The following is a 12,250-nucleotide window of genomic DNA, read 5'->3' as shown; positions in this document are numbered from 1 at the left end:
ACTGTTGACAGATCATACTGCTAGTGGTAGACAAGTACTGACTCAAGCAGTAGACTCACTTGTTAACAACTACCGCTCTTCTAAATTATTACAGGATAGTTATCAATCTCAGTTTATGAGCTCACAAAGTTATCTTGACTCATTAAATGATAGATATAGTGATTTAACTACTACAGGAAATTCCATAGCAACTGAAATAGGTAAAAGATTAAGCTATGAAGAGGCGAAATCTATCGGTATTACTGATAGCCAGTATTTAGCCTTGCAGCAGATGAATTCAGACAGCACATCTGCTACTGATCATACTGGTAGTAGTAATAGAAAAGGAACTAGTACTAGTGCTACAGGAAGTATTGGTGTGAATACTATGTTTGGTAGTGGAATTATTGGAGTTACATCAACTAATGATCAAGGAAAAGAACAAGGAAAATCAGTTAATCAGCAACAATCATATAATGAAGCATTATCTAAGATTAAAAGTGCTACTAAAGATGGCAGATTAAGTAATGCAAGTAGTAGCATGCAGTCACTTAGCAATAATCTAAATAGTAATTTTTCTGAGCAACAATCTGTAGGGCAAGAAATAGCAAGCACTAAACAAAATATAGAGCAATTAAGTTATAATATGAATTATATTGCACAAAACTCGGCTGCTATTGATCGTAATTTAAATGAACCAGTATTGAATAGCATAATTGCAAAAAATATTCCTGGAGTAAATAGCAAGGAGCAAGCAGCAGCGTGGGTGAGTACTCACACACAAGAAGCTGAGCAAATAGCTTTAGATATAGCTAAAATTAACAATACTATACCTAAAAACTTAAGCTCTGTAAGTAGAGTCAATATTCCATCTAAAGAAAGCTTACGATCAAGTTTTGATGAAAATAAACAACGATTAAATGATCAAGCTGCTATTAGTAGTATTGATGATAGAAAAAATGATATTTATGATAAAAATGTAGAACAAATGCTAATTAATAATGTAGGTAATAATGAAGTAGAAAAAGTAAAGCTTCTTGAGCAGTTATCTGATAAAGTAAAAGATAAGAGGGAACAAATTGAAGATGAATTTAATAAAACTCCTGAATCAACGATTGTCAGAACTGGCCAGCAAATAGCAGATAATATTGGCATTAGCGATAAGGCGATAAAGAAAAGAAACATTAAACTACCAGGCTATAAAAATGACAATAATTAAAAGAAATTTATGAAAAATATCAAAAAATTAGCATTCATATTTATCTTGCCATTAATATTTTTTAGCAGTATTTTTGCAGAAAATACCACTAGTATTGTTAATGAAAAACCACAACCAATAGATCTACAAAGCAAGATTCAAGATCTAAACATTTTAGCAGAAGAATATTTTAATAAAGAGCGTGGTAGAGCAATTATTGTTGATTTAACAGGTAGCTTTACTGATCGATTTTTTGATCCAAAATGTGATAAGATACTTAATCCTTTGCAAGAGAATACTTCAGCATGGTTACCATGGAATGATTGTCATGAAATTTGGTATTATAATGATATAGCCAGTAGTTTTAGTAATTATAATCCAAAATTAGATGATTTTTTTGCTAAAAGTGCTGAGCTAGTATTAGCTGAAGGATTAAGATTATATCAGGATAGTAAAGACATCAAAAAGCTAATAAATACTATTCTTTATGCAAATAATAAGGAATTTGTTAGGATCTTTAAAAACAGTGCAGTAGCCGGTATAATTAGCAGTAGTGCCCCTGAGACTTCCTCAGGTATTCAAGCAACTGTTAGTAAAAATATTGAAGCTCTGCAACATTTAAAGCCTGATGGTAGTTTTAGTATTAGAAAGTGGTTTACTGCGGACAAAGGTTGGTTATTTATAACTAGTACTCCTAATCAGAGAGTAATGCTACGACCACTTATTGCTGCATGGATTAGCATAGCGATAAAAGCATTAATGAATAGGAACATCAATAATACTCATAGTAATATGTGGTTTGTGATTGATGAGCTGCCAGCTTTACAAAAGATATCTTCACTCCCTATAGCTTTAGCTGAAAGCAGGAAATATGGTGGCTGCGTTGTTGCAGGCATGCAGAATATTCATCAATTAGAGGAGATATATGGCCATGCAGGAGCAGCTTCAATGCTTGATTTATTTGGCAGTAAATTTATTTTTCGGGTAAGTGATCAACAAACAGCACATAAATCAGCTTTAATGCTTGGTGAGCAAGAAATTATTGAAACTCAAGAGAATCTCTCTTATGGTGCTAACTCTATGCGGGATGGAGTTAATATGAATCATTTAGAGAAAAGGAAATTATTAGTAATGCCTTCTGAAATCATGAATCTACCAGATCTTACCTGTTATGTAAAACTTGTGGGTAATTTCCCTATTACTAAATTACAAATGAGGTAGTATTTAAAAAAGTGTGTCAAACTGGGAAAGAAGTATATAAATTAAATAAAAAATACAGATAAAAAAGGTTTTGACAATGCAAGAAAATACAAGATTAGAAAAGATAGAGAAGCAAGTAAAAGGAATGCCATCGATACAGAATGAAGCATTAGAAGAGATAATAAAAGGTCTATATCAAGGTAAGCCGTTACTTGGGAATCAAGGACTATTAACCAATTTAATTAAAGATTTAACGCAAGTAGCCTTACAAGGAGAGATGGCAGCTCATTTGGAGGAGAATAGCTTAGAAGAAGGAGGGAATCGGCGTAACGGTATAAGCAGAAAAAGAGTTCGAAGCGGTAGCGGCTCGTTTGATTTAGAAGTACCAAGAGATCGAAATTCGAGCTTTGAGCCGCAAATTATTAAGAAGCGTCAAACAGTATTAAATGAAGAACTAGATAATAAAATATTAGCCCTTTATGGTTTAGGAACAAGCTATGATGATATTACTGCTCATTTACAAGAGATATACGGAGTAGATGTATCAGCAAGCACTATTGCAGCAATAACGGATAGGTTATTACCGCAAATAACCGAGTGGCGTAATAGACCGCTTGAATCTGTTTATCCAATATTGTTTTTAGATGCAATGTTTTTTAAAGCAAGACAAGATGGCAAGGTAAGTACTAAAGTGTTATATAACGTAATGGGTGTAACGGAGTTTGGACACAAGGATATATTAGGGTTTTATAGCTGTGAAAGTGAAGCATCGCACTTTTGGTTATCAGTATTAAATGATTTAAAAGCTAGGGGAGTAAAAGATATTTTGATTGCCTGTGTTGATGGATTAAAGGGTTTTCCGGAGGCGATAAATGCTTGTTTTCCTGAAGCTGAAGTACAGCTTTGTGTTATTCATCAGATTCGTAATTCTTTAAGGTATGTTGCAAGTAAAAACCAAAAGGAATTTATGGCTGATTTAAAAACTGTTTATAAGGCAGAAACAAAGGATTTAGCGGAGTATAACTTATTAAGGTTGGATGAGAAATGGGGCAATAAATATCCGATGGTAATAAAATCTTGGCAACAAAACTGGGAAAATTTATCCACTTATTTTAAGTATTCTAGCGACATCAGAAGGCTAATTTATACAACTAATGTAGTGGAAGGATTCCATAGGCAAATACGAAAATATACCAAGACCAAGGGTGCTTTTACCTCTGAAAATGCTTTATTTAAGCTAGTTTTTTGTGCTATAAAACAGATAACTGCTAAATGGAACCAGCCTCTGCAAAATTGGGCTTTGACTATATCACAGCTTGATATTTTCTTTCCCAATAGGCTTAATTTAAAAAGGTGACTTTTTTACCATGACACACTTAAAAAAATACTCTCACAAATGAATTTACAAACTTGATTTCAATGCAAAAATATAGAAACCATTTTAATGGCATTTTTAAAAGATTTCAATTGTTTGATAGGGGATATACCTTATAAAGAAAAATCCTATTATAATGCCCCTTTAAATCGCTAATTTAGTATTACGAGTTTTAGAGGTAAGCTGTGTATAAAAAACTTTTTTGTTATTTCAGAATTTTTTATAAATGATTTTTCAAACAGCAGAGTAAATTTTACAAGAAATATGTTTACTCTAAAGAACTAATAAAAGCTTCATCAAGACCGGTTACACTAGAAATTAAAGCAATATTGCAACCTTGAGCTAACATTTTCTTTGCTACCTCTACTGCTTTATTATATTCCCCTTCAGCTTTTCCTTCAGCTTTACCAATTTGGATACCTTTAGCTTTACCAATTTGGATACCTTGAGCTTCACCAACTTGTAAGCCTTCAAGAATACCTAATTCTTTTCCTTCTTGTTGCCAATGCTCTGCTAAACTTCTCATAAGCCTTGTTCCTATTTCTGGATTCAACTTTGTTGATAATAAATTCTCTAGTTTTATTTTATCATCTTGCTCTATCTTCGTCAATGTATAATATAATATCATTTCTAGATAATCATAACCTATCGTTATTTTGGTTAATTCCGGTAATATATCTGATATTTCTTGCCATCTTTTTAATAATTCCCTCTCATTTATATGCTTGAGAAAAAATTCTAATATCCCTGACCATATCCTTTGTTTAAACTCTTCGTCAGGAATTTCATGGACATTCACCAATTGGTAATCACTAATCCATAATTCTCTTGCTAATTTGTTATTGGCAAATAAATCCCACAAATTCCTTGCAACATTATATTTCTCCTGACCATTGTAAAATATCATCGGGTATATTAATGGTAAAGTCTTAGCTTTAGGATTTTGTATTAAATATCGCTCACAAATATTAATCATATATTTAAATAGCCTAAAAGCCATAAAATGATCTGCTTGTGATTGATGCTCGACAAGTAAAAATAAATATCCGTCTTGTTTATCAAATTTGCATGAGAATAAAACATCAGAGATAGAATCTTTTAAAGAGCTTTCTACAAAAGTGGTATTTTCCATTGCTAAACTAGGAAAATCTATTAAACTTTTAATATTTGGGGGCAAATGTGCATTAAAGAACTCATGGGCAACTAGAGGATTCTCTAGTGCCTTACGAAATATCTTATCATGCTTAGCTTTCTTCGTGCCTTTATCTGGATCACCCAGCAGGTTTCCTTGTTCACTCATATATTTATATTTTTTAACTTGATAAAATATTATTACACTACACTCTAAACTCTTATTCCTTGATTTAGCTTGATCTCAGATACTTGCTTTACTGCACTTCTTATTTCTTTAGCTATTTCTGAGCTTGGACTTATATATTGCATTACTTGTTTATCTCTTCCTATGGCATTTAAGTAATCTTCAGGGACGAAATGGCTTTTGCCTTGAAAATCATATACTACTATATCAGAAAATTTTTTATCACCAAGATTATAATTAGGATCAAATTTATTCTGCATAATTTGTAAATCTTTCTGTATCTTCTGCTCTATTGCTGCTATGCAAATCTTGTTACTATAAGCAGTACAAGAATCTATACCTTTTTCTCTGTAGATTTGTAAAGCAGTATTGATATTTTCTGCTGTGCCAAACTTGGCTAGAGCTGTTATTTGCTGTTGCTGCAAATTATTTAGTCCGTTATTATCGTTATTTACCATTTTTGAAAATAGTAATTCTATAGACTGAAATTGTGATTTGCTATCATCACTTGCTTTTAAGGATGACTGTTTAGTTATTTTACTAGCTACTGTTAATTTTGCTATTTCAGGCTCTATAAGCTTGTTTATAGATTCTGCTCCTTGGGATTTTAACATATCGTTAAAATCGCCTTTTTCTGGTGGTCGTATTATTGATACCACAGCTCCTTTGCTAATTAATTCTTCCTGAGCTTTCATTACAGTGTGAACTGATACTGCGTCTTTGCCATCATTATCAGCAGCAATTATTATTCTTTCTCCTTTGATAGGCTCATAGTTCCTAATGTTACTTACACCTAAACTACAAAGAATTTTGCCTTTAATACCAGCTTCCCTAATACTTAAAGCGGTCTCAAGCCCCTCTGCTATAATCGTTACATTACTTGCTGAATTATTGCCATCTTTACTGTTTTGTACGTTCTGCTGTTCATTATTTTTACTAATCTCAACAAAAGAACCTCTGATTCTGCCAAAAGAACGTTTATTAACCTCAATATCAGCTTTATTATTTGTGTCTTTGTTTAAATAAATTGATTGTCCACCGGTAATATTACCATCTTTATTTCTAGCAAAAGCAATTAATGCAGGATAATATTGTTTGCTATTATTATCCCACATCATATTGGTTCTAAGATCGTTACTTAGTTGGTATCTTGTTAATACTTCTTTAATTCCACGATGTTCTGATAAATATCTTTTTGCTACATTATTTGGCATGACATATTTTATAGAGTCTGATTTTTCATATAATTCTTCAGCTCTCTTTATCTTAGATATTTCAGCATATTTCGCTTGTTGATCTTGATTCTTAACTTTTTGGTCAAATTGCTCTTTTATCTTATCTTCTAATAACTTGCTATTGTTTGATATACCAACCATATCTTGTAAATATTTCTTAGCTTCTATAAAATCACAATTTTTTTCTCTTTGTACTAAGGTAAATAAATCTCCTCCCTCTCCTTTACTAAAATCATACTATAATGGTACCCAAAAACTAGACAAGAAAATAGAGAAAAGTAGGTATAATATCTCCTAGGAAAAGGAGCAAAAAATGAAAAAACAAGTTAAAAAATATAGTGCAGAAGAAAAAGTAAAAATAGCAATTGAAGCAATATCTGGAGAAATGACTATAGCTCAAATTACCAGCAAATATGGTGTTCACGCTAATCAGATTTATAAATGGAAGAAAGAAGCTTTAGATTTTATGGTTTCTGGATTTAAATCGAAATCTAAACAACAAGATACCGGCCAAGAAGATTTAATTAAATCATTATTTGAGCAAATAGGCCAGTTAACAGTTGAAAGAGACTGGCTTAAAAAAAAATCTAGTATCTTTGGATTTAGCCCGGATATTGCATGAAGTGAGATTTAAAGTAAGAAATTGAGTAATTTATAATATTAGCAATGATACTTTTGTAAAAATTTTGCCAAAAAGTGCTTTGAAGCCGTTATTTTCAAATTTTAGATGTAATGCCCCTTACCCCATTTTTTCTAAGCACCGGGAACAGTGCTAATCTAGGTTATTCTAATGCTAATTTCTTCATCACATGATTCCATACCTGTCGGTAAGGATATGATGAAGATAACAAAAACTTAATACGCCTAGTATTACGGATAATTACTACCCCAATTTTTAATAATTTTAAACGTATTGTACCTATTTGTGCTTTTGCTAATGCACTACCTTGTAATAAATTACCTCTGATATATTCTACTAAAGTGTATGCAAGACCCGATAAAATCATTCTGAGCTGATTAGCCCACCATCTATGACAAGAAGTACGATCTGCAAATAATTCTAGTTGTTGCTCTTTTATACGGTTTTCCATATCACCACGACCACAGTAAACTTTGTCGTATAAATCTTCAGGTTTATCTGATAAATTAGTTACTATATACCTTGGATTTTCTCCAAGCATTGTCATTTCTGCCTTACCAATTATTCTACGTTCATGACTCCAACTACCAGCCTTATATGGAAACTCACTAAAAAGACGTTGCTTTTCTTGGGTTATAATAAATGCTGCTTTTGACTTCTCCATTGTAGGTTTCAGTAACTCATTTAGTCTGTTATTTTGGGGCATTCCTACAATATATTTTATATTATGAATATCACACCAATCAAACATCTGATGACGACAAAATCCACTATCACCACGAAAAATAATCTTTACCTCTGGCCAAGCTTGGCGAAAACGTTTTACTAACAATGATAATATTGCCCAAGAATGTTTTGCTTGATCCTGCTTTGACGTCCTAAGATAACTAACTAACAGATGCTTTCCACAAAAAACATACAAAGGTAAAAAGCAATTATGACCGTAATAACCATGATAAAACTTACCTTCCTGTTGCCCATGAATTTCATCATCCGTAGCATCAAAATCAAGTATTAGCTGCTTTGGTACTATTTTATGAGACTTAATAAATTTATCAAGCATTAGTTCATGCACTTTAATTGCAAAGTGTCTATCAGCATTGTTTTCTATACGACATAAGGTAGAACTACTTGCCATATCATCAATTGTTTCCATAGCTGTTTGCATAGCAGGACATTTTCGTAGATAATTGTGGTCATTTAAATCTTCATAACCTAATGCAATACCATAAATTCGTTGCCTCAGCATTGTTGCCATATTATGGGTAATTTTACTACCATCTCGTCTATCAGGAAATATTTTAGCAAGCTCCTCTGTTATACCAAGCCTTTTATCTGCTTCTCTTAATAACAACACACCTCCATCGCTACTAATATCACCTCCAGTGAAATTTATCTCTATTGTCCGATTTTTTACTTTGGAAAACTGGTAACTATATGCTATACAATTTGTCATGACAAAATCCTTTGTATTATTCTAATGAAATACCAGTATTATACAGCTTTACGAGGATTTTGTCTCCTATATCTCATGCAATATCCGGGCTAAATGAAGCAATATCTATACATGGCAAGCCTGACATTTTTAATACGGATCAAGGAGTACAATTTACATCAAAAGATTTTACTCAAATACTTGAGCAACAAGGCATAGCTATTAGTATGGACGGCAAAGGCAGAGCCTTAGATAATGTATTTATTGAACGTTTTTGGCGATCTTTGAAACAAGAGAAGATTTATCGTTTTGATCTTGAAACAGTACGTGAAGCAAAGATAGCTATCAGAGATTATATAGAATTTTATAATCAGCAAAGACCTCATCAATCGCTTGAATATAAGACACCTGAAATGATACATTTTGCAGAAAAACTAGAAAATTATCAAGAGGCTATATGACATAGAAAATGCAAACTTTACTTTGAAAAACCAATACATTAATACAGGAGAATTACACCTCTAAAATTTAAAAAATTTGTCTAGACAAAGGTGATCTGTCAACAGTTTTCCGGACAGTTTTTTACGCACATTTTTGTATTTTTTCGTATTGTACTGGTGATAGATAATCGTTAGCAGAATGCATTCTTATACGATTATAAAATACCTCTATATATTCAAATATAGCATGTTTTGCTTCCTCCCTAGTTTTAAATTTATGTTGATAAATTAATTCTGTTTTTATAGTATGAAAAAAGCTTTCAGCAACAGCATTATCCCAGCAATTTCCTTTACGACTCATACTCTGTATAATACCATGTTGTTTTATAAGTTTTAAATGACTATCAGAACAATATTGGCTACCTCTATCAGTATGCCAAATAAGCTTTTTAGGTGGTTTACGTTGCCATATTGCCATTAGCAAAGCATTATTAACTAAATCAGCTTTCATATTACTATTCATTGACCAGCCTATTACTTTTCTAGAAAATAGATCAATAACTGTTGCTAAATATAACCATCCTTCTCCAGTTGGGATATAGGTGATATCACCAACCCAATAACAATTAACATTAGAAACTTTAAACTGTCTATCCAATAAATTAGGAGCAACTTGCTTATTATGCTTAGAATCAGTAGTTGCTTTAAATTTATACTTAGTTTTACATACTAAGCCAGCTTCATTCATTAGTCTTGTAATTCTCCTACGACTAACAATTATGCCTTGCCTCAACAAAGCCTTTTTAATGGGTCTAGATCCATAATTTCGTCTACCTTCCTGAAAAATAGCTCTAACCTTACAGGTTAATTCTCTATTTTCTTTATCCCTATTGCATCCAGGGTTATTTAACCACTCATAATAACCGCTACGTGATACCTTCATACATTTGCACATAATTGCAATTGAGAAATCATCTTGATGCTTCTTTATCCATGCATACCTTACAGGGACTCTTTTGCAAAGTACGCTGCAGCCTTTTTTAGTATATCACGCTCCTGTGTTACTATCACCAGCTCTTTCTTTAATCTTTTTAATTCATCATACAGATGTTCATCTGTTCTTGTTATTGATTCTTCAAATTGTTTAGAATATTTATCTATCCAACTATATAAAGTATTCTTACTGATACCTAATTCTTTTGCAGTCTGAATAACAGGTCGCTTCGATTCAGTTGCCAATTTAACTGCTGATTCTTTAAATTCACTAGAATACATTTTTGTTTTTGTCATACTGTATTTCCTTTCTGTTAATATTGTCTCATACTAACTGTCCGGAATACTATAGCCACATCACTAGCTTGTAATATTAGTTGGGTTAAGCGAGCCGAAAATTTATTAGTTTTTGGTCCATCCGGGGTAGGAAAAAGTCATTTAGTTGCTGCACTAGGGTATGCATTGGTAGAAAAAAATATCAGAGTACTCTTTACTTCCCCCACTAAGCTTGTTCAAAATCTGCAAGCCTCTCGTCGAGATTGTCGCCTTCCGGCAGAACTTGCTAAACTTGATAAATATGATGTTATTATCCTTGATGATATAGGATATGTACGTAAGGATGAAGCTGAAACGCATGTTTTGTTCGAACTGATTGCTCAGCGATATGAATCAGGGAGTCTTATTGTTACATCTAATCAGCCTTTTAGTGAATGGGATAGTATTTTTGCTACAAACTCTATGACTGTAGCAGCTATCGATAGGCTAATTCATCATTCTACGATTCTAGAAATTAATTCTGAAAGTTATAGGAAAAAACATGCTCTTAAACAAACTTAATACTTACAGAAAAACAATTATAAAATCAAGTATGACACAAATTTAACGTTGTTATATCTAGAATTTAAACTTAAGTAAATATTCCAATATTATAAAGCATTAACAAAAAGGAGGCTTATTTATGCAAACTTATCCACCCTCTTACCGGCAAAGTTAGCTGTCATCCCCAGGCAATAAATTTTGTCGTTGCATATATGGAGAAAACAACATAAAGATAAATAATAAAAATAGTTTTGCTTTAAGTATTTTTAGGGGATATATTTTATAACTTAAATAGCTTATAAATGATAAAGCTACTAAGTGAACCATTGAAACAATAAAGTTTTGTTGAATGACTTGTGGAGCGGTATAGCCAAAAGAATTTTTTAAAATTCCTCCACATGTAATATAAGTAAAATAAAAACATATAGGCCAGGCACAACTTAATACAAAGAAATATATAGTTGTTTTTTTATCAACTTTTTCATTAAAAAGTACATCATTTTTTAGTTCTTCTTTATCAATATTGGCTTCTTCATATTTTTCTAAAAGCCTAAGTTTTGCATTTGCAAAATCTGGCGTTTCTCTTAGTGTAGTCCTTGCAAACCCTCCAACTACAGCAATTATAGCACCCATCCAAAAAGCAAGACGCCAATTAAGTCCAAAAGATGAAGTAACTAAAGAAGCCATACCCAATGCAGCTGTTGTTCCTATTACTGAAGCAACCGCAATAAAAGAAACTACTGGATATTGTATTGGAGGTTTTGTAACTTCAGTTAAATAAAGTTCTGCTCCCACTATTTCTCCTACAGAAGACATTCCTTGAACAGCACGGCAAATTGTAACTAATACGGAAGCGAAAAACCCCTTTGTCTCAAAAGTAGGAGCATTTGCCATGATAACACAAGAAAATGCCATTAAAATAGTTGTCATAATAACAGTTGATTTATGACCTAATTTATCACCGATTCGACCGAAGATATAAGCCCCAACCGGTCTAAACACAAAAGTAGAGCAAAAGGCGAAGGCTGCAAGAAGAGAGGCTGCGTGAGGTTCATATTTTGGAAAAAATAACTCATTAAGTAGTACTGCTAAATGAACATATAGCATTAAGTCAAAATACTCAAGAAAAGTGCCGATGGACAGCAATCCAACCGCTTGTTTTTGATTTTTAGTTAAACTCCTCTGCTCTTTTTCAAATCCTAACAATTTCTTTACATTTTAATTAAATGTAAAGGAGTTATATTTTTTTTGTTGAAAGTCAATAAGAAATTTTGTATTTCATGATAAAAAAAATGAAGCATTTTATTAATGCTTCATAATAGTTAGTATAATTTTTTAGAAAAACTATAAAATAGAACAAGAAGCTTTTTTTTCTTGAGGGTGATGACCGTTATCTTGTGAGGTCTCACCTGTTACTTTTACCTCATCTGAATTATTACTTAATTGTCTGTTAATAGCTTGTAATGTTGCGATATCTTCATCTAACCTTACGTTAGATGCTTCATACCCCTTTTGCCTTTCCTGTAGTTCTTTAAGCTTTGCCATTTTTGCTTGATTTGCTTGTTTATATTTTGCTAATTCTTCGTTTTCTTCTTTAGTTAAGTTATTTTTCATAATA

General features: G+C 32.2%; 10 protein-coding genes and 2 pseudogenes. 6 read left to right on the top strand and 6 right to left on the bottom strand.

Annotated features, from left to right (window positions below; translation table 11 throughout):
* Positions 1-4: 4 nt before the first annotated feature.
* From AAGD48_RS09925 to AAGD48_RS09915, 3 genes and pseudogenes are all read left to right on the top strand, one after another.
* On the top strand, positions 5-1,198 hold the full coding sequence (locus AAGD48_RS09925) for a hypothetical protein (protein ID WP_341789867.1): 1,194 nt from the start codon (positions 5-7) through the stop codon (positions 1,196-1,198).
* 174 nt (positions 1,199-1,372) lie between these two features.
* Positions 1,373-2,398: pseudogene (locus tag AAGD48_RS09920) on the top strand (type IV secretion system DNA-binding domain-containing protein); the annotation flags it as partial.
* A gap of 124 nt (positions 2,399-2,522) precedes the next feature.
* Positions 2,523-3,734 carry an IS256 family transposase gene (locus AAGD48_RS09915; RefSeq protein WP_341790790.1) on the top strand — a complete coding sequence of 404 codons (1,212 nt, stop codon included), beginning with the start codon at positions 2,523-2,525 and terminating at the stop codon, positions 3,732-3,734.
* A 286-nt stretch (positions 3,735-4,020) separates the two neighbouring features.
* On the opposite strand, the gene AAGD48_RS09910 is transcribed toward AAGD48_RS09915, so the two are convergent.
* Together AAGD48_RS09910 and AAGD48_RS09905 are read right to left on the bottom strand one after the other, a co-directional pair.
* On the bottom strand, positions 4,021-5,052 hold the full coding sequence (locus AAGD48_RS09910) for an Rpn family recombination-promoting nuclease/putative transposase (protein WP_341789876.1): 1,032 nt from the start codon (positions 5,050-5,052) through the stop codon (positions 4,021-4,023).
* Between the two features lie 44 nt (positions 5,053-5,096).
* Positions 5,097-6,542: pseudogene (locus tag AAGD48_RS09905) on the bottom strand (toprim domain-containing protein); the annotation flags it as partial.
* A gap of 76 nt (positions 6,543-6,618) precedes the next feature.
* Between AAGD48_RS09905 and AAGD48_RS09900 the strand changes: the two are divergent.
* A complete protein-coding gene (locus AAGD48_RS09900) occupies positions 6,619-6,927 on the top strand; it encodes a transposase (protein WP_341789875.1) in 309 nt (102 codons plus the stop codon).
* Between the two features lie 160 nt (positions 6,928-7,087).
* Here the strand turns inward: AAGD48_RS09900 and AAGD48_RS09895 are convergent, their stop codons facing one another.
* Positions 7,088-8,401: an IS1380 family transposase gene (locus tag AAGD48_RS09895; RefSeq protein WP_341789277.1), complete on the bottom strand. Its 1,314-nt coding sequence runs from the start codon at positions 8,399-8,401 to the stop codon at positions 7,088-7,090.
* A 59-nt stretch (positions 8,402-8,460) separates the two neighbouring features.
* Here AAGD48_RS09895 and AAGD48_RS09890 point away from each other — a divergent pair, with 59 nt between their 5' ends.
* A complete protein-coding gene (locus AAGD48_RS09890) occupies positions 8,461-8,841 on the top strand; it encodes an integrase core domain-containing protein (RefSeq protein ID WP_341789874.1) in 381 nt (126 codons plus the stop codon).
* 121 nt (positions 8,842-8,962) lie between these two features.
* Here AAGD48_RS09890 and AAGD48_RS09885 read toward each other — a convergent pair.
* A protein-coding gene (locus tag AAGD48_RS09885) for an IS3 family transposase (protein WP_410526007.1) occupies positions 8,963-10,110 on the bottom strand; the annotation gives its coding sequence in 2 pieces (ribosomal slippage) (positions 8,963-9,864 and positions 9,864-10,110; 1,149 coding nt in all).
* A 30-nt stretch (positions 10,111-10,140) separates the two neighbouring features.
* Between AAGD48_RS09885 and istB the strand changes: the two genes are divergently transcribed.
* The gene (gene istB, locus AAGD48_RS09880) at positions 10,141-10,650 is read left to right on the top strand and encodes an IS21-like element helper ATPase IstB (RefSeq protein WP_341790789.1); all 510 of its coding nucleotides are present in this window, start codon (positions 10,141-10,143) and stop codon (positions 10,648-10,650) included.
* A 153-nt stretch (positions 10,651-10,803) separates the two neighbouring features.
* On the opposite strand, the gene AAGD48_RS09875 is transcribed toward istB, so the two are convergent.
* Together AAGD48_RS09875 and AAGD48_RS09870 are read right to left on the bottom strand one after the other, a co-directional pair.
* On the bottom strand, positions 10,804-11,838 hold the full coding sequence (locus tag AAGD48_RS09875) for an MFS transporter (protein ID WP_341789873.1): 1,035 nt from the start codon (positions 11,836-11,838) through the stop codon (positions 10,804-10,806).
* Positions 11,839-11,976: 138 nt separating this feature from the next.
* Positions 11,977-12,246, bottom strand: a complete 270-nt coding sequence (locus tag AAGD48_RS09870) for a hypothetical protein (protein WP_341789872.1) — start codon at positions 12,244-12,246, stop codon at positions 11,977-11,979.
* Between the last annotated feature and the right edge of the window lie 4 nt (positions 12,247-12,250).

The organism is Rickettsia endosymbiont of Polydrusus tereticollis (assembly GCF_964026385.1).
In the GTDB taxonomy this organism is placed as follows: Bacteria; Pseudomonadota; Alphaproteobacteria; order Rickettsiales; family Rickettsiaceae; genus Rickettsia.
This window is presented reverse-complemented; position numbering and strand designations above follow the sequence as displayed.